18 protein-coding genes are annotated in these 17223 nt (G+C 71.4%); 6 read left to right on the top strand and 12 right to left on the bottom strand.

Annotated features, from left to right (window positions below):
• From VFW24_06120 to VFW24_06100, 5 genes are all read left to right on the top strand, one after another.
• Window positions 1–1093, top strand: a 1093-nt coding sequence (locus VFW24_06120; GenBank protein ID HEX5266331.1) for an amidohydrolase family protein, incomplete at its 5' end; no start/stop codon positions are given.
• Between the two features lie 10 nt (window positions 1094–1103).
• Complete coding sequence (locus tag VFW24_06115) at window positions 1104–2000, top strand: alpha/beta hydrolase (protein ID HEX5266330.1); 897 nt, start codon at window positions 1104–1106, stop codon at window positions 1998–2000.
• Window positions 2000–2668: a hypothetical protein gene (locus tag VFW24_06110; protein ID HEX5266329.1), complete on the top strand. Its 669-nt coding sequence runs from the start codon at window positions 2000–2002 to the stop codon at window positions 2666–2668. The genes VFW24_06115 and VFW24_06110 overlap by 1 nt, the downstream gene beginning before the upstream one ends.
• Before the next feature lie 260 nt (window positions 2669–2928).
• Window positions 2929–3435 (top strand): hypothetical protein, encoded by a 507-nt coding sequence (locus VFW24_06105; protein HEX5266328.1) that lies wholly within the window; start codon window positions 2929–2931, stop codon window positions 3433–3435.
• Window positions 3435–4049: a hypothetical protein gene (locus VFW24_06100; GenBank protein ID HEX5266327.1), complete on the top strand. Its 615-nt coding sequence runs from the start codon at window positions 3435–3437 to the stop codon at window positions 4047–4049. Before VFW24_06105 ends, VFW24_06100 begins: the two co-directional genes overlap by 1 nt.
• Window positions 4050–4089: 40 nt before the next feature.
• On the opposite strand, the gene VFW24_06095 is transcribed toward VFW24_06100, so the two are convergent.
• The 9 genes from VFW24_06095 to VFW24_06055 all read right to left on the bottom strand — a co-directional run bounded on the left by VFW24_06095 (window position 4090) and on the right by VFW24_06055 (window position 12066).
• Window positions 4090–5034 carry a dihydrodipicolinate synthase family protein gene (locus VFW24_06095; protein HEX5266326.1) on the bottom strand — a complete coding sequence of 315 codons (945 nt, stop codon included), beginning with the start codon at window positions 5032–5034 and terminating at the stop codon, window positions 4090–4092.
• 12 nt (window positions 5035–5046) lie between these two features.
• Complete coding sequence (locus VFW24_06090; GenBank protein HEX5266325.1) at window positions 5047–6138, bottom strand: amidohydrolase family protein; 1092 nt, start codon at window positions 6136–6138, stop codon at window positions 5047–5049.
• A 12-nt stretch (window positions 6139–6150) separates the two neighbouring features.
• Window positions 6151–7296, bottom strand: coding sequence for a thiolase domain-containing protein (locus VFW24_06085; GenBank protein HEX5266324.1), 1146 nt, complete (start codon window positions 7294–7296; stop codon window positions 6151–6153).
• Window positions 7296–8363 (bottom strand): thiolase domain-containing protein, encoded by a 1068-nt coding sequence (locus VFW24_06080; GenBank protein ID HEX5266323.1) that lies wholly within the window; start codon window positions 8361–8363, stop codon window positions 7296–7298. The genes VFW24_06085 and VFW24_06080 overlap by 1 nt, the downstream gene beginning before the upstream one ends.
• A complete protein-coding gene (locus VFW24_06075) occupies window positions 8364–8918 on the bottom strand; it encodes a Zn-ribbon domain-containing OB-fold protein (protein ID HEX5266322.1) in 555 nt (184 codons plus the stop codon).
• Window positions 8915–9355 (bottom strand): OB-fold domain-containing protein, encoded by a 441-nt coding sequence (locus VFW24_06070; GenBank protein ID HEX5266321.1) that lies wholly within the window; start codon window positions 9353–9355, stop codon window positions 8915–8917. Before VFW24_06070 ends, VFW24_06075 begins: the two co-directional genes overlap by 4 nt.
• Before the next feature lie 69 nt (window positions 9356–9424).
• Entirely contained in the window at window positions 9425–10594 is a 1170-nt protein-coding gene (locus tag VFW24_06065; protein HEX5266320.1) for an acetyl-CoA acetyltransferase, read from the bottom strand.
• A 15-nt stretch (window positions 10595–10609) separates the two neighbouring features.
• On the bottom strand, window positions 10610–11302 hold the full coding sequence (locus tag VFW24_06060; protein ID HEX5266319.1) for a CoA-transferase: 693 nt from the start codon (window positions 11300–11302) through the stop codon (window positions 10610–10612).
• A complete protein-coding gene (locus tag VFW24_06055) occupies window positions 11296–12066 on the bottom strand; it encodes a 3-oxoacid CoA-transferase subunit A (protein ID HEX5266318.1) in 771 nt (256 codons plus the stop codon). The genes VFW24_06060 and VFW24_06055 overlap by 7 nt, the downstream gene beginning before the upstream one ends.
• Window positions 12067–12116: 50 nt before the next feature.
• Between VFW24_06055 and VFW24_06050 the strand changes: the two genes are divergently transcribed.
• Complete coding sequence (locus tag VFW24_06050; protein ID HEX5266317.1) at window positions 12117–13154, top strand: LLM class F420-dependent oxidoreductase; 1038 nt, start codon at window positions 12117–12119, stop codon at window positions 13152–13154.
• A gap of 62 nt (window positions 13155–13216) precedes the next feature.
• Here the strand turns inward: VFW24_06050 and VFW24_06045 are convergent, their stop codons facing one another.
• The 3 genes from VFW24_06045 to nirB all read right to left on the bottom strand — a co-directional run.
• Window positions 13217–14089 carry a formate/nitrite transporter family protein gene (locus tag VFW24_06045; protein HEX5266316.1) on the bottom strand — a complete coding sequence of 291 codons (873 nt, stop codon included), beginning with the start codon at window positions 14087–14089 and terminating at the stop codon, window positions 13217–13219.
• 274 nt (window positions 14090–14363) lie between these two features.
• Window positions 14364–14759 carry a nitrite reductase small subunit NirD gene (gene nirD / locus VFW24_06040; protein HEX5266315.1) on the bottom strand — a complete coding sequence of 132 codons (396 nt, stop codon included), beginning with the start codon at window positions 14757–14759 and terminating at the stop codon, window positions 14364–14366.
• Window positions 14756–17223 (bottom strand): nitrite reductase large subunit NirB (gene nirB, locus VFW24_06035; GenBank protein HEX5266314.1); only part of this gene is annotated, 2468 nt, incomplete at its 5' end. The genes nirD and nirB, both read right to left, overlap by 4 nt.

Here is a 17223-nt window from a genome sequence, read left to right as displayed (position 1 = left end):
CAAGAACCCGTTCAAGGACCTGGGGGACAACCGCCGGCTGCGGAACTGGGACAACGAGATGCGCAACAGCCAGCAGCTCGAGGACGGGATCGTCGGGGAGGTCATCTTCCCGAACACGGTGCCGCCCTTCTTCCCGAGCTTCGTGCTGTTCGCCGCCCCCCCGAAGCCCGAGGAGTACGAGCACCGCCTGGCCGGCATCCGCGCCCACAACCGCTGGCTGGTCGACTTCTGCAACGAGTTCCCCGAGAAGCGGGCCGGCATCGGCCAGATCTTCCTCAACGACATCGACGACGCCATCGACGACGTGAAGTTCATCAAGGAGAACAACCTCCGCGGCGGCCTGCTGCTCCCCAACGTCCCGCCCGACGCCAAGTGGGTGAAGCCCGTCTACGACCCCGAGTACGACCGGCTGTGGGAGGTCATCCAGGATCTCGAGATCCCGGTCAACGTGCACGGCGGGACCGGGGCGCCGGACTACGGCAAGTACCCGTTCTCGATGCTCTTCTACATCAACGAGGTCCCGTTCTACTCGCAGCGCCCGCTGGTGCAGTTCGTTCTCGGCGGCATCTTCGAGCGCTTCCCCCGGCTGAAGTTCGTCATCACCGAGGCCGGCGCCGCCTGGGTGCCCGGCCTGCTCAAGGGCCTCGACCGCACCATCGACCAGATCCGCAAGACGGGCCAGACCGGTGAGATCCGCTACGGGGAGGGTGAGAAGCTCAACAAGCTGGCGAGCGAGTACTTCGCCCAGAACGTGTGGATGGGTGTGAGCCAGCCCGCACCTCCCGACGCCGAGATGCGCAACTTCCTCGGCCCCGACCGGTTCATGTGGGGTTCGGACTACCCCCACGACGAGGGCACCCACCCCTACACGCGCGAGCACCTGCGCCAGGTCTTCCAGGGCGTCGAGCCGGGCGAGCTGCAGAGGCTGCTGGGCGAGAACTGCGCCAAGCTCTACGACTTCGACCTGGCCAAGCTGGCACCGGAGGCGGAGAAGTACGGGCCGACGGTGGAAGAGCTGGCCCTCCCGCTGGACAAGCTTCCCGACAGCCCCAACGAGGCGCTGCTCCGGGCGGCGGCATCAGCGGCCAGCTGAGCGCCGCCGCTTGACCCCGGCCGCCGCCCCCGACCGGGAGCCCGACCGGGCCGGCCACGTCGAGGTCAACCGCACCCGTCTCCGCCTCTGGGAGTGGGGTGATCCCGCCGCTCCGGTCGTGATCTGCGCCCACGGCGCCCACGACCACGGGCGGATGTGGGACGGACTGGCGCCGCGGATCGCGTCCCGGGGCTTCCGGGTCGTGTGCCCCGACCTGCGGGGCTTCGGGGACAGCGGGCACAACCACTCGCTCAACTTCTTTGCCGCCAGCGCCGTGGATCTGGCCCTCCTGGCCCGGGGGCTCGGTCGGCCCGTGGGCTGGATCGGCCACTCCTACGGGGCGCGCCTGGTCGTCTACGTCGCCGGCGTCTGGCCCGAGCTGGCCCGTTGGGTGGTCAGCATCGACGGGCTCGGACCCCCCAACGCCGTGTTCGACCAGGGGGACCCGGCCGAGGGCGCCCGGCGGGGCCTGGACGGGACGGTGCGAGCGCTGACCGGGCCGGTGCGGGTCTACGGCTCGCCCGGTGAGATGGTCGAGCGCCGGATGAAGGTGAACAGCCGCCTGCCCCGGGCGTGGGCCGAGCACCTCGTGGCCCACGGTTCGGTCGGGACCGATGGCGGCCCGGCATGGAAGGCCGACCCCGTGTACGGCATGGGGATGCCCGGCGCCCTCAGCGCCGGGCGCCACAACGCCGAGAACGGGCTGCTGCGCTGTCCCCTCCTGGTGCTCACCGGCGGCGAGCCCGACACCTGGGGCGAGCTGTCTCCGCAGGAGAAGGAGGACCGGCTGGCCCACCTGCCCACGGCCCGCCACGTGGTGGTGCCCGGCGCCGGGCACTACGTGCACGTCGAGCAGCCGGACGCGGTGATGGCGGCGGTCGACGGCTTCCTGGCGGGCGTCGGGTAATGAGCGACCTCCTGGTACTCCACGCCCTGGGAGACCCCGAGGGTGGGGCGCCGTGGGCCGGGGCCTTCCGGGCGGCGGGGTGGCCGGGCGCCGTTCACACCCCTGACCTCCCCGGTCACGCCGGACGGGAGCCGCCCCTGGGCGGCGGGTACCACCGGGCCGACCCCGCCCTCTTCGGCGCGCTGGTGCTGGCCGAGGGGGCGGTGGAGTCCGCCGTGGTGGTGGGCGTGGGCCCGTCCGGGTGGGGGGCGGAGCTGCTGGCCCTCGGGAGCCGGGCGGTGGCGCTCGTCCTGGTCGACGGGCTGGGCGGTCCCTGGCTCGACGCGCCGGCGGCGGTGGAAGCGGAGCGGGCCTGGGTGCGCAGGCTGGCCGACGATCCCGCCGCCCTGGCGCCGGCACCGGCCGGCGGGCGGCTCGACCCCCGCCTGGGCCACGGTGTCCCCGGTCAGACCGACCGGGGCCTGGCCCTGCGGGCGGCGGGGGCCGTGTCGGTTCCCGTCCTGGTCGTGGAGACGGCCGGGCCCGGCCCGGCCCTGCTCTCCCCCGGCGAGACCGAGGAGGTGGTGGCCGCCTTCCCCGCTGCCGAGCTGGTCCGGTTGGAGGGGGCTTCGCCCGCCGCGGTGGCGGATGCCGTCACCAAGTGGGCGGCGGTCACGCTCCCCGCCTGAGGTGGTCTCCCGCGGTCGCCCGACTGTGTCGGTTTCACATGGTCCGAATTCACTGCGAGCCCCCAACGGCGCATCGGCCGACCGCGCGAGGTGATTTCGGAGCATGTGAAACCGATGCGGGGGGGCGCCTCTCCTCCGGGTCCCGCCAGGGCCGCGGCGGAATTGGAAGAGTTTGTTCCCACGCAGTGTCATCCGTCTCTTTTCGGACCTCTCGTCGCTGGGTAGACGCAAATACCAGTGAGACATCGAGAGGAGTGTTTGTGAGCGATTCCGCTCAGAACGAGAGCGTTGCCTCGGGCATCGCCGGAAAGATCGCCGGCAAGGCCAAAGAGGCGGTCGGCCAGGTCATCGGCCACGACGACCTGGCTCGGGAGGGCCGCCTGCAGCAGGCGGCCGTCGAGGCCGAGGTGGAGAGCCGCCGGCGCGCCGAGCGCGCCGATGAGGCGGAGCAGGAGTCCGACCTGCACGAGGAGCGTCGCGAGATAGAGCTTGAGCGCTCCCGCCTGCGGCAGGAGATGGCCACCGAGCGCCAGCGGGAGCAGCTGGAGAAGGAGGTGGCCCGCGCCGGGGCGCAGGTGGAGACGGAGGCCCGCCGTGAAGAGGAGGCTGCCGAGCGCCAGCGCCAGGCTCTGAAGCGGGCCGCGGAAGCCGAGTTGGGCCGCGCCCGCCAGGAGCACGCCAGAGCGGCCAGCCACGCCGCGGCCACAGCGGCGGCGGCCGCGGCCGCGGCCCGACGCGCCGACGCAATCGATCCCGAGGAGGCGTGATGGACTGGCACGTGATACCGCGCTCGCTCATCGATGGCTACATCCGGGTCGTGCGGGTGCCGATCGACGCCGTCGTGCGCGTGACCGGGGGACGGGACCCGGTCTCACCGGCACGCATAGCGGTGGACCAGGCCGATGCCGCCGCCCGGGAGGCGCTCGGCCGGGTGACGGGGGACGGCCCGCTGGTGGAGGACGCCCTCCGGCGCCGGCAGGCCGCCCAGGAGCGGGAGCAGGCGCTCCGGCTGCGGACCGCGGCCGCCCGGAAGAAGGAGATGGCCGACGGCAAGCTGGCCGAGGAGACCAGCCGCGCCAAGATGCGCCGTCAGCAGGCCGAACGCACGGCCGAGACCCGCCGGGAGGCGGCCGAGGACGCCGAAGCCAAGCGCCTCGAGAACGTGGAGGAGATGGCCGGGCGCCGTCGGGAGGCCCAGGAGAAGGCGGAGCGGGCCGGAGAAAAGGCGTTGACCGCCAGCGAGCGCAAGGCCCACCTGGCCGCGCTCGACGAGAAGGCGACGGCCCTCTCGGAGAAGGAGAAGGCGCTGGCGACCCGGGAGGAGGCCGAGCGCCTCGAGGAGTCGACCGCCGCCGCCAAGGCGGCCCGGAAAGCCGACTGAGCAGCCGGAGCAGTCGATTCCGGCGGAGTGACCCGGCGGACTAGCCCCAGCTCTCCAGTTCCGCCAGGCCGAGCTCCTCGACCAGGGCCAGGAGCGGCGCCAGGCGGTCGGCGGGAACGGGGAGCTGGGGGAGCCGGGGCACCCCGCCGGGCAGGCCGAGGGCGCCGAGCACGGCCTTGGTGGCGCGGATGCCGCCGGCGCCGTAGAGCGCGCCGGACAGCCGGAGCAGCCGGCCGAACCGGTCGAGGGCCCGATGGGCGTCACCGGCGCCCGCCGCTGCGACGACCTCGGCGCACAGCCGCGGGGCCAGGTTGGCCTCCGACGACAGGAAGCCGTTGGCCCCCAGGGCCAGGGCGGTGAGGCCCAGCTGCGGCCCCCCGACGTGCAGCTCCAGGCGGTCGGTCACGGCGTCGGCCAGCGCCGCCAGGTAGCCCAGGTCCTGGTGGCTGCAGTTCACCCCGATCAGGTGCGGGTGCCTCTCCGCCAGGTCGACCAGCAGGGGAACGGGTACCTGGTACCCGACCGACTGATGGGTGGAGAGCACCGCCGGCACCGCCACCTGGCCGAGCACGTCGTCGAAGTAGCGCTGCACCTCGTCCATCGTCGGCCGGTGGCCGTGGCCCGGATCGAGTGAGTACACCTGCACGGCCTCGATCCCGGTCGCGGCCGCCGTCCCGATGAGGTCGACCATCTCGGCCGCCGAGCGGGGCTCGACGCCCATGGCGCGGACCGGAACCTGACCCCGCAGCTCCTCCACGCCGATCTCCAGCAGCCTCAGAGTCTCGGGGCGCGACAGCACGTAGCCCTCGCCGCTGCCCCCGCCGCCGAGGTACACGCCGACCCCGCCCGCCGCCATCCGGCGCAGGTGCGAGCGCGTGGACTCCTCGTCGAAGGACCCGTCGCCGGTAAACGGGGTGATGCTGATGACGTAGACGGAGAGACGCTCGGGGCGGGGCCGGGCGGCCGCCGGCCAGGGACCCGACACGTCAGGAGACCCTCAGCCGAACTGGTACAGGCGGCTGGCGTTTCCGGCCAGGATCAGCGAGCGCTGGTCCCCCGGCACCCCCGACATCGAGGCCTGGATGGTGCGCCACGAGTAGGGCCAGTCGGCGCTGATGTGGGGGTAGTCGCTGGACCACAGGACCCGCCGGGGGTCCATCCACGCCAGGCTGCGCAGGCCGAAGGTGTCGGTGATGAAGCCGAAGTGGAAGTGGCGGTCGATGTACTCGCTCGGCGGAGCGGGCAGACCGAAGCGGCTGGTCGGCTCCAGGCGCTGGTAGTTGTTGTCGATCTGCTCCTTCACGTAGGGCACCCAGCCGAAGTCCACCTCGGCAAAGACCACATCCAGCTCCGGGAAGCGATCGAACACGCCCTCGAAGACCATCTCGATCATCCGGTTGGGGGCGTCGAAGAAGCGTCCGTAGCCGGGCAGCTTGGCCCGGTGGGCCGAGGGCATGGCCTGGGTGAGCGAAACGTGGATGCCCAACGGCACCCTCCGCTCCTCGAGGGTGCCCCACACCTTGTCGTCCTCGGGCTGGAGGGCCAGCGTGCCGTTGGGGTAGCACCCCATGACCACGCCCCGCATCCCGGGCTGGTCGAGAACCCGGCCGATCTCCGCCACCGCCGCCTCGACACCCCGGTTGGGGAGGATGGCCAACCCGGCGAAGCGCTCCGGCGCGTGCTCCACGTACTCGGAGATCCAGTCGTTGTAGGCGCGCACCATGGCCAGGTGGTACTCGGCGTCGCGGTTGGCCACGATCGCATTGGACAGCCGGGGCGTGGGATAGAGCACCTCGGCGTCGACCCCGTCCCGGTCCATCTCCTCGACGCGGGCGGCCGGGTCGTAGCCGCCGCGGCGGGTGTCCGCCACGCGGGACCAGCCGGTCATCTCCTCGGGCGGGAGGCCGGCGCAGGCATTCCAGCCGAAGTTGACCGGCTCGTTCACCCCCTCGATGACCCAGGCATCCCCCTCGGGGAACTGCTCGACGCGCGGCGCCCGGTCGCGCAGCGCCGCCGGCACGCGGCTCGTCCACAGGTCCGGTGGCTCGTTGACATGGCTGTCGGCCGAGATCAGCCGGTAGGGCCGCACCGGCGTACTTCCCTACTGCGGAGGCTCGGAGCGCAGCACGCCCATGGCGAAGTACTGCGCCGCCCCCCCGTACGCCTGGGCCAGGCTGGTCCGGGCCCCGTCGATCTGGTGCTCCCCCGCCATCCCCCGCACCTGGAGGGCGCACTCGGCGAACCGGACCATGCCCGACGCCCCGATGGCGTTGGTGGACAGCACGCCGCCCGAGGGGTTCACCGGGAAGCTGCCGTCGATGTCGGTCTCCCCCGAGTCGACCATCTTCCAGCCCTCGCCCGGACCGGCGATGTCGTGGCCCTCGAGCCACATCGGCTCGTACCAGCTGAACGGGACGTAGAGCTCGGCCATGTCGATCTGGGCGCGGGGGTCGGTGATGCCGGCCTGGCGGTACACATCGTGGGCGCAGTCCACGCCGGCCTGGGGCCGCACCGGGTTGCGTCCGGGGAACTGGCCCAGCTCGGTGCGAACGGCCAGGGCGTGCACCCACGCCGCCGGGCGGGGCGCCCGCTTGGCTCCCGCCTCGTTGGTGAGCACGACGGCACAGGCCCCGTCCGACGACGGGCACGACTCGTGGAACCGGATGGGGTCCCACAGCATCGGGGACTCCTTCACCGTCTCGAGGGTGATGTCGGGCATCTTCAGGTGGGCGTACGGGTTCTTGGCGGCGTTGCGGCGGTCCTTCACGGCCACCATCCACCCGATGTACTCGGGCGCACCCGACTCCTCGATGTAGGCCCGCATCCACGGGGCAAAGGCGCCTCCCGCCCCGATCCCGCCCGAGCGCCCCCCGGCCAGTCCCCACTGGGCGTTGCCCTCGGACTGCTTCTCCCACGCCACGGCCAGCACCCGCTCGTGGATGCCCGTGATCACGTGGTGGGCTCCGACCACGAACGTCGAGCCCCCCACGCTGCCGGCGGTGTGGACCCGCAACAGCGGCTTGTTGGCCGCGCCGATGGCGTCGGCCAGGAAGATCTCGGGCTGCACGATGCCCTCGAAGGCGTCGGGGGCCTTCCCGATGACCACGGCGTCGATGTCCTTGATCGACAGGTCGGCGTCCTCGAGGGCCCGGTCGATGGCCTCTCGCAGGAGCCCGGCTATCGAGACGTCCTCACGCTTCTTCTTGAAATTGGTCTGGCCGACGCCGACGACCGCACACCGCTCCATCACTCACCCTCCAGGACGCATACCAGGTTCTGCTGCAGGAGCTGGCCGCTCGTGGCGTGGGCCAGCGCCCGGTTGGCGGAGCCGTCCATGATCCGCGCCGCCGCCTCGACGATCCGGATCAGCCCCTCGGCCATGATCGGGTTCCCCGCCAGCGCGCCGCCGGACGGGTTGACGTTGGTGCCGGCGGGGAGCCCCAGCGCCTCGCGCAGGACGATCTCCTGGGGGCTGAACGGGGTCGACACCTCGGCCACGTCCACGGGACCGCCGTCGTAGCCGGCCTTGCGCGCCGCCAACGTGGCCGAGCTCGACGTGGTGATGTCGCGCATGCCGGGCTGGTGGGCGTCGATGCGGTGGTCGATGCCGCGGATCCACACCGGGCGGGAGCAGATGGCCCGGGCCTTGTCCCCCCGGGCCAGGATCACCGCCACCGCCCCGTCGGAGATGGGGGGCAGGTCGTGCCGGCGCAGCGGCTCCCGGTAGTAGGGCTCGGCCAGCAGGGCGTCCACATCGACGTCCCCCTTGAGCTGGGCGTTGGGGTTGGACTTGGCGTTGCGGCGGCTGCGGGCCACGACCTCGGCGAAGTCGCGCTCGGTGGCTTTGCCCGAGTCGAGGAGGGCGCGGGCCTGGATCCCCGCCAGCGAGACCGGGTCGATGCCGAGGGGGGCCAGGTAGTACGGGTCGAGCTGCTGGGCCCACACCTCGGCCGGGTTGGACGGGGACGACTTTCCGGACCCGAACGCCAGGGCCAGGTCGATGTCACCCTCGAGCAGGCGCACCCAGGCCTCGTAGAGGGCCCACGCCCCGTCGGCCTCGACGTGGGACTCGGAGATCGGGGGCCATGCTCCCGCCGCCTCCAGGTTGGACACGAAGGCAAAGGGGCCGCCCGTCAGGTAGTCGCAGCTGCCCGAGCACGTGAAGCCGATGTCCCGGCGCTCGATGCCGGCGTGCTCGATGGCCGCCGCCACCACGGGGACGAGCAGCTGCACCTCGCTGGCATCGGCGTCGCGCACCGAGGGGCTCTGGGCGAAGCCGACGATGGCGATTTCGTTGGAGGATGTGGCGGCCATTTAGAAGATGTGCTCCTTGTAGACGTCGCGCGGAGCGTCGGGCTCGCCGGTGGCTTCGAAGCTGGTGATCACTTCACCCAGGCCGCCGAAGCCCCGGTTGGAGATGCCCTCGACCTTGCGGTCCTTCTTGGGCAACCAGATGGCCTTCACCCGCAGGCCGGCCCGCAGCTGGTCGTGGGCGATGCCGGTGATGTCCTGGCCGCCGAGGGGGGTGTCCGCCCCGTCGAGCAGCACGGTGGCGTACACGAAGGGCTGGGTCTCCTTCTGCCCGTAGTAGGCGACCGGCGTGACGATGGTGAAGCCGGTCAGGGTCCCGGTGTCGGATACCTCGACCTCGTTCTCCGGGCCGGTGGCCACCACGTCGAGGGGGCAGTAGCCCTTGGGGGGCACGTACACCCGGCCGCAGACCGGGCACTTGTGGCCGACGAGGCGGCCCTCGAGCAGCTCGTCCACGAACCGGTTCAGGTTCGGCGTGAGCCGCTCCCGGTAGGTGAGGGAGACCAGGTGCTCCATCACCATGTTCTCCTTCTTGGTGTCGGTCGTGGTGTCGCTCATCGGGCCGGCTCCCATGCCTCGAGGTCGGTTACGAGCCCGTGGGGCTCCTTCCGGTACCGCGGCGTGACCTTCATCCCCGTGGACATCTTGTCCGGGCTGCCGGCGTCCACGGCGTGCACCATGGTCGTGTCGGCGCCGTCGGGCTGCACCAGGGCAAAGGCGAAGGGCCTGTCCAGCGGGTGCTTGGCCGAGGGCTCGGCCACCCACGTCCAGGCCCGCACCGTGCCGCCGGGGCCGACCTCGATCATGTCGGTTCCCAGGTGCTCCCCGGTCTCGGGGTCGTAGCCGACCGGCGGGACCAGAACCCGGCCGTCCTTGGCCTTGATCCCCAGCAGCCGGCCGTCCCGCAGACCGGCCAGGAACCCCCCCACCACCGGCCCGAGAGTCCGGCTGTACGGGAACTCGAGCTTGGTCTCACTAGTGCGTAACTCGGTCACCGGCGGATTAGAACACATTCTAATTTGGGGTCGCAACTGGCAACCGGCGAGGGCCGGGACCGGCCCGGATCAGGGGTGTTCGGAGCCCAGGATGGCCGTGCCGATGTAGGAGAGGAAGCCGCCCGAGCCCCCCACCGCCGCCAGCCGGCAGTCGGGGACCTGGGCCGGCCCGGCCTGGCCCCGGAGCTGCCGGGCGGCCTCGATCAGAAGGAAGATGCCCCGCATCCCGGGGTGGCAGGACGACAGCCCCCCGCCGTCGGTGTTGAGCGGCAGCCTCCCGCCCGGCCGCAGCACCCCGGAGGCGGCGAAGGGCCCGCCCTCCCCCCGCCCGCAGAAGCCGAAGCCCTCGAGCAGCAGCAGGATCGTGATGGTGAAGCTGTCGTACAGCTGAACCGTGTCGATGTCCTCGGGCCGGACGCCGGCCCGGGCCAGCGCCTCCGGTCCCGCCTTGGCCGCCCCGGACGTCGTGAAGTCCGCCATCTGCGAGATGTTCCAGTGGGTGTGGGCGCCGGCGGCGCCGAGCACGTAGACCGGCGCCTGGCGCAGGTCGCGCGCCCGCTCGGCCGTGGTCATGATCACGGCCCCGCCGCCGTCGGAGATCACGCAGCAGTCGAGCTTGTGGAGCGGATCGGCGATCATCCGGGAGCCGACGACGTCCTCGACGGTGAGCGGGTCCCGGTACATGGCGTCGGGGTTCATCTGGGCGTGCTGGCGCACCGCCACCGCCACCTCGGCCAGCTGCTCGGACGTGGTGCCGAACTCGTGCATGTGGCGCCGGGCCACCATGGCGTAGGACCCGATCAGCACGTTGCCGTACGGAGCTTCGTACTGCATTCCTCCGGGCACCCGCGCCCCCCGGCCCTGGAAGCCCCGGCTGCCCAGCATCCGGCCCTGGGCCGAGAGCTGGTTGGAGCCGTAGGTCATGAGCACGGTGTCGCAGAGGCCCTCTTGGATGGCGGCGGCGGCGTGCTGGACGAAGAACTCGAAGGTCGAACCCCCGACCATGGTCCCGTCGATGAACCGGTGGTCGATGCGCAGGTACTCGGCCATGCCGGCGGCGTCGTCCCCGCCCATCGGGCTGCCCGCGCACATGTACCCGTCGATCTCCGACTTGGGCAGGCCGCAGTCCTCGAGGGCCCGCTGCATGGCCTGCACGTGGTGCTGCACCGAGTCGAGGTGCGGCGCCTTCGGGTAGTCGGACAGCCCGACGCCCACGATCACCGGCGTGCGGTCGGCCACGGCGCTCTGCGCCCTCTAGAGCGCCATCTCGAGCAGGTCGGAGGCCACGGAGAGCTCCGGTTCGGTCACCTGCTGGACCTCGTCGGGGGTCCAGCCCGGCAGGACCTCCCGGAGGACCAGCCCGTCGGGGTTGATGTCGATGACGGCGATGTCGCTGATGATCCGCCTCACGCAGGCCGGGGCGGTGATGTCCAGGCTGAGGCGGTTCACGATCTTCGGCGTGCCGTCCTTGGTCTGGTGGGTCGTTATGCACACCACCGACTTGGCGCAGAAGGCCAGGTCCTGACCCCCTCCGAGGGCGCCACTGATCTTGCCGGGCACCTTCCAGTTGGCCAGGTCCCCGTTGGCCGCCACCTGCAGGGCGCCCAGGAAGGTGACGTCGACCCAGCCCCCGCGGATCAGGGCAAACGACTCCTCGTGGGACATGAAGGCCACTCCGGGCCGCTTCTCGACGGGCTGGCCGCCGCCGTTGATGCAGTACCGGTCGGCCCGCTCGGGGTCCTCGATGACCGGGCCGAAGCCGATCACGCCGTTCTCGGAGTGCAGCAGGACCTCGGCGTCGCGGTCGACGAAGCTCGAGATGAGCATCGGGATCCCGAAGCCGAGGTTGAAGACCTTGCCGCCCTCCTCGAGCTCCTGGGCGGCGCGCATGGCCATGGCCCAGTCGTCGAGCCGGGGCTTGTCCTCGAATCGCGGGGTGCTCAGCATGCCGTCCTCCAGTCCGACACCGGCTCCTGGGGCCGGACCACGACCCGCTGCACGTAGGGGGCGGGGGTGATGATGCACTCGGGGTCCAGCTCCCCGAGCTCCACTATCTCGTCCACCTCGGCGATGGTCACGTGGGAACCGCCCGCCATGGTGGCATTGAAGGTGCGGGCCGTGCCCCGGTACACGAGGTTGCCCCACCGGTCGGCCTTGTGGGCCCGGATGATCGAGAAGTCCCCCTTGAGGGCCCGCTCCAGCAGATGGGGACGGCCGTCGAACCAGCGCACGTCCTTGTCGCGCTGGGTCACCGTCCCCGGCCCGACCGGTGTGTAGAAGGCGGCTATCCCCGCCCGGGCCGCCCGGATCCGCTCGGCCAGGCTGCCCTGGCCGATGAGCTCGAGCTCGACCTCGCCCTTCTCCAGCAGCTCCTCGAACGGGACCTTGAGGGCGGCGCCGGGCAGGACGGGGAAGGCCAGGATGCCCTTGGCCACCTGCCCCCGCTCGACCAGGATCCCGGGGCTGAAGTAGTCGTCGGGGTAGGCCATCATCCCCGACATCCGCTGCTTCATCATCGTCAGCTGGCCCTCCGAGAAACCGGAGTGGTTGCCGGTGACGGTGAGGCCCTTCGACCCCTTCCGGGCCAGGGCGGCGATGAGGTAGCTGGGGTACTCCGCCGGGCCCCCGAAGCCGCCGATGTGGATGAGCGATCCGTCCGCCACGTCGGCCACCGCCTCGTCGAAGCTGCCGACGACCTTGTCGATGGGCATGGCCGGCACCATATCTGGAACACGTTCTCATTGGCCATTACTGTCGGGGCATGAAGCTCGGTCTGCAGCTCGGGTACTGGGGGGCGCAGCCGCCCGCCGACGCCCTCGACAAGATCCTGGAGGCCGAGAAGCTCGGCTTCGACATCGTCTTCACCGCGGAGTCGTGGGGGTCGGACGCCTTCAGCCCCCTGGCGTGGTGGGGCGCGTCGACGAGTCGCGTCCGCCTCGGCACCTCGATCATCCAGATGTCGGCCCGCACGCCGACCTCGACGGCCATGAGCGCCCTGACCATCGACCACCTCTCGGGCGGGCGGATGGTGCTCGGCCTGGGGCTGTCGGGTCCGCAGGTGGTCGAGGGCTGGTACGGGCAGCCCTTCGGCAAGCCGCTGGCCCGCACGCGCGAGTTCGTGGGCATCGTCCGCCAGGTGCTGGCGAGGGAGGCGCCCGTCACCAGCCCGGGGCCCCACTTCCCCCTGCCCTACACCGGGCCCAACTCCCTCGGGCTCGGCAAGCCGCTGCGCCCGATCACCCATCCCCTGCGCGCCGACCTGCCGATCCTGCTCGGCTCCGAGGGCCCGAAGAACGTGGCCCTGACCGCCGAGATCGCCGACGGGTGGCTGCCGATCTACTACTCGCCCAAGGTCGGAGACATGTACCGGAGCTGGCTCAACGAGGGCTTCTCCCGCCCCGGCGCCCGGACCACACCCGACCGCTTCGAGATCCTGACCAACTGCTCGATCGTGGTCACCGACGAGCGGGACAAGGTGCTGGAGTCGATGCGGCCCATGCTCGGCTTCTACATCGGCGGCATGGGCGCCAAGGAGATGAACTTCCACAAGAACGTCTTCTCTCGCATGGGCTACGAGAAGGAGGCCGATCAGATCCAGGACCTGTTCTTCGAGGGCCGGCGGGACGAGGCGACGGCGGCCGTCCCGCTGCAGATGGTGGCCGACATCTCCCTGGTGGGCTCCCGGGAGCAGATCCGGGCCGAGCTGCCCATGTGGGAGGAGGCGGGGGTGACCGGCCTGGTCATCGGCGCCCGCTCCCTCGACGAGATGCGCACCGTGGCCGAGGTGATCCTGGGTTGACCGGAGGGGGGTGACCGGAGCCCGGCTCGGCGCCTTTGCCGAGCCGGGCCGGGCCGGTGATCTCAGCTGGCGGCGGCCACAGGGGCCGGCGCGGCAGCGGGCTCGACCCGCTCGACGGCCAGATCGACCCTTCCCACCGAGGCGGGAAGAGGTCGGCCCAGCCAGCCGTACGCCGCACCGACGAGCAGGGCTCCCCCGACCAGGTTCCCGGGACCGGTCCACATGAGGTTGCGGGCCAGCTCCGACCACGTGCCGACGTGGGCCAGGGCCCCCAGGGAGAACAGCGTCATGTTGGCGACGGAGTGCTCGAAGCCCGACGCCACGAAGGCCAACAGGCCCCACGACAGCACGATCAGCTTGGCGGCGTCGCTCTTGGTCCGGGCCGCCATCCACATCGCCAGGCACACCAGCATGTTGCAGAGGACCGAGCGGAAGAACAGCTGGCCTCCCGTCAGGGCCGCCTTCGACTTCACCAGCGCCGCCACCGCGGTGACGAACACCGCCGGCTTGCCCTTCTCCGCTCCGGTGTGCAGGACCCCGCTGGCGTTGACCAGCACGGCAAAGCCGATCGATCCCACCAGGTTCCCGACGAACGACCCGACCCATACCGCGACCGCGTCGGACAGCGAGGCGGTGCGCTTCATCAGGCCCTGAGCCATCACCATGGCGTTGCCGGTCCACAGCTCCGCCCCGGCGAACACGACCAGGGCCAGCGCCACGCCGAACACCGACCCCTCGACGAGCTTGGCCACCGGCCCCTTGGAGACGATCCACGACGCGCTCACCATCACCATGAGCAGCACCGCCACCCCGACGAAGGCGCCGGCCAGCATGGAGCTCAACAGGTACGAAGGCCAGCTTCGGCGCAGTATCCGGGCCTTGGTGGTGGCCAGCTCGGCCTGGTCTCCCAGGGCCTCCTGTATTCCGACGGTCACTGCCGTTCCTCCTTGTGGTTGGTTCCTGCTCGGTGAGCACGTCGCGGCGTCCGCCGGTGACCGAGCGACGTGCCGCCGACCTGGGCAACTCAACAGCAGTCCGGTTGCCCGCCGATTGCCGGAGCGCGAAGGCAGAGTGACGGGCCGCTCACAGCGGACGGGGGCCTTTGTGAGCGGCCTCTGTCCGCCCGGGGACCACGGCCACCCGCGCCTCCCCGCGACGGGGAAGAGGGGTGAGGAGCGTCGTCTACGGAGGCCATGGCCGGGAGCAGGCTCACCCGATTCCCACGAGAACCCTTCCGCCGGACAGGGCCACCGGGTAGGCCGGGACCGACACCGATCCGTCGTCCACGCATTGCCCGGTGCGCAGGTCGAAGCTCTGCTTGTAGACCGGAGAGGCCACCTTCGGCGTGTCCCCCTTCGACCCCACGATGCCGCGCGACAGGACGTACGCCTCGCTGAACGGATCGAGGTTGGACAGGGCGTAGACCCGGTCCTCACCCGAGAGGCGGAACAGGGCCACCTGCTCCGAGCCCACCAGCACGCACGCCCCGCGATCGGGAGTCAGCTCGTCCAGGGCGCACACGTCGACCCAGAGGTCGACCGTCTCGGCCCCCGCCATCTGTGCGCCGACCGGCGCTCCGCCGGGTGCCCTGGTCCGCGCGCTCACCGGCCCGCCCCCGCGTGGTCCTTCTCGTGACGGTGGGCCGGGCGCATCTGGCCCCGCTCCCGGACCCTGACGATGCTGGGATCGGGCCGGTCGTCGTTGAGGAAGGTCCGGAACCGGGCGGCCCGGTCCGCATCGGCGACGGTGGCCTTCCACTCGCACTCGTAGCCGGCCACATGGCGGTCCATCTCCGCCTCCAGCTCCGGACCGACGCCGAGCAGGTCGTCCACCACGACGCTGCGGAGGTAGTCGATCCCACCGTCGAGCTTGTTCAACCAGGTGGCGGTGCGCTCGAGCCGGCCCGCCGTACGGATGTAGAACATCAAGAAGCGGTCGATGTACCGGATGAGCGTGTCGTCGTCCAGGTCGGAGGCCAGCAGCTCGGCGTGCTGCGGGCGCATCCCGCCGTTCCCGCCCACGTAGAGGTTCCATCCCCTCTCGGTGGCGATGACCCCGAAGTCCTTGCTCTGGGCCTCGGCGCACTCCCGGGTGCATCCCGACACCGCCGACTTGATCTTGTGGGGGGCCCGCAGACCCCGGTAGCGCAGCTCGAGCCGGACCGCCATGCTCGTCGAGTCCTGCACCCCGTAGCGACACCAGGTCCGGCCCACACAGGACTTCACCGTGCGCAGCGCCTTGCCGTAGGCGTGACCCGACTCCATGCCGGCGTCGATGAGCCGGGCCCAGATCGCCGGGAGCTGCTCGACGCGTGCGCCGAACAGGTCGATCCGCTGCCCCCCGGTTATCTTCGTGTACAGGCCGAACTCTCGAGCCACCTCACCGATGGTGATCAGCTGGTCGGGCGTGATCTCTCCCCCGGGCACCCGGGGTACGACCGAGTAGCTCCCGTCCCGCTGCAGGTTCGCCAGGAAGTGGTCGTTGGTGTCCTGCAGGCCGGCCTGCTCCCCGTCGAGGATGTACCCGCTGCCGAGCGAGGCCAGCATCGAGGCCACCGCCGGCTTGCATATCTCGCATCCCCGACCCTGTCCGTATCCGGCCAGCAGCTCGGCGAAGGTCCCGATCCTCCGGAGCCGCACGATGTCGAACAGCTCCTGCCGGCTGTGGGCGAAGTGCTCGCACAGATCGTTGCGGACGACCACCCCGGCCTTGAGCAGCTCGTCCCGGAGGAGATCGGCTAGGAGCGGGACGCAGCCCCCACACGTCGTCCCGGCCCGGCTGGTGGCCTTCACGCCCCCGACGTCGGTGATCCCCCCTTCTCCGATGGCGGCGCAGATGGAGCCCTTGGTGACGTTGTTGCAGGAGCAGATGGTCGCCTCGTCGGGCATGGAGAGGACGCCGGGACCGGCCTGGTCGGCACCGGCAGGGAATAGCAGCAGCTCGGGCCGCTCCGGCGTCGGGACCTGACCCGACGCCATCAGGCGCAGCAGCTGGTAGGCGTTGGCGTCCCCCACGAGCACCCCGCCGATCACCACCCCCGTGTCCCCGTCCAGGACGAGCCGCTTGTAGACCCGGGACACGTCGTCGCGGAGGACCACGTCCCGGGAGCCCTCGGTCTCCCCGAAGCAGTCGCCGAAGCTGGCCACGTCGACACCCATCAGCTTCAACTTGGCCGAGAGGTCGGCATCGGTGAACTCGGCGGCCTCACCCATCAGCTGCGACGCCACCGCCCGCGCCATGTCGTTGCCCGGACCGACCAGGCCCCAGGTCCGGCCGCGGGCGAGAGCGCACTCGCCGATGGCGTATATCCGGGCGTCCGAGGTGCGGCATGCGTCGTCCACGACCACGCCCCCACGCGGCCCCACTTCGAGCCCGCAGCTGCGGGCCAGGTCGTCCCGGGGCCGGATCCCGGCCGAGAACACGACCAGGTCCACATCGAGATCGGGGCCGTCGGTGAAGCGCATGGCCCCCACCCGGCCCTCGGGCCCGGGCAGCAGATCGGTCGTCTGGACGCCCGTATGCACGGAGACACCCAGCTCGGTGATCCGCGCCTCGAGGGCCGAGGCACCTCCGTCGTCGACCTGCAGGGGCATGAGGCGGTCGGCCACCTCGACCACGTGGGTCTCGAGGCCGAGAGCCTGCAGGGCATTGGCGGCCTCCAGGCCCAGAAGCCCCCCGCCCACCACCGCGCCCACCCGGGCGCCGTCGGCGTAGAGACGAATTCGCTCGAGGTCGTCCATGGTGCGGTACACGAAGCACCCGGGCAGGTCGTGGCCGGGCACGGGCGGGACGAAGGGGTAGGAACCGGTGGCCAGCACCAGGGCGTCGTAGCGCTCCTCCGCCCCTGAGGCCGACACGACCAGGCGCTGCTTCCGGTCCACCGACACGGCGGGGTCGGCCAGGTGGACCAGGACGCCGTCATAGGCCCCCTCGGCGACGAGGGACAGCTCCTCCGGCGTCGTTCCCGAGAACAGGGCGCTCAGGGCGACCCGGTCGTAGGCCAGCCGGGGCTCCTCGGCGAAGACCACTACCCTCCACCCGTCCAGTCCGCCGTGCCCGACGATCAGCT

Source organism: Acidimicrobiales bacterium (assembly GCA_036273495.1).
GTDB lineage: Bacteria > Actinomycetota > Acidimicrobiia > Acidimicrobiales > JAJPHE01 > DASSEU01.
Note: the sequence above shows the minus strand (reverse complement) of the source record. Positions and strands in the feature narration are given on the sequence as shown.

Excerpts from the sequence above, each read along its gene's own strand:
- VFW24_06110 (HEX5266329.1), top strand. The coding sequence starts at position 2,000 with ATGAGCGACCTCCTGGTACTCCACGCCCTGGGAGACCCCGAGGGTGGG.
- VFW24_06100 (HEX5266327.1), top strand. The coding sequence starts at position 3,435 with ATGGACTGGCACGTGATACCGCGCTCGCTCATCGATGGCTACATCCGG.
- VFW24_06085 (HEX5266324.1), bottom strand. The coding sequence starts at position 7,296 with ATGGAGCGGTGTGCGGTCGTCGGCGTCGGCCAGACCAATTTCAAGAAG.
- VFW24_06080 (HEX5266323.1), bottom strand. The coding sequence starts at position 8,363 with ATGGCCGCCACATCCTCCAACGAAATCGCCATCGTCGGCTTCGCCCAG.
- VFW24_06075 (HEX5266322.1), bottom strand. The coding sequence starts at position 8,918 with ATGAGCGACACCACGACCGACACCAAGAAGGAGAACATGGTGATGGAG.
- VFW24_06060 (HEX5266319.1), bottom strand. The coding sequence starts at position 11,302 with ATGCTGAGCACCCCGCGATTCGAGGACAAGCCCCGGCTCGACGACTGG.
- VFW24_06055 (HEX5266318.1), bottom strand. The coding sequence starts at position 12,066 with ATGCCCATCGACAAGGTCGTCGGCAGCTTCGACGAGGCGGTGGCCGAC.
- VFW24_06050 (HEX5266317.1), top strand. The coding sequence starts at position 12,117 with ATGAAGCTCGGTCTGCAGCTCGGGTACTGGGGGGCGCAGCCGCCCGCC.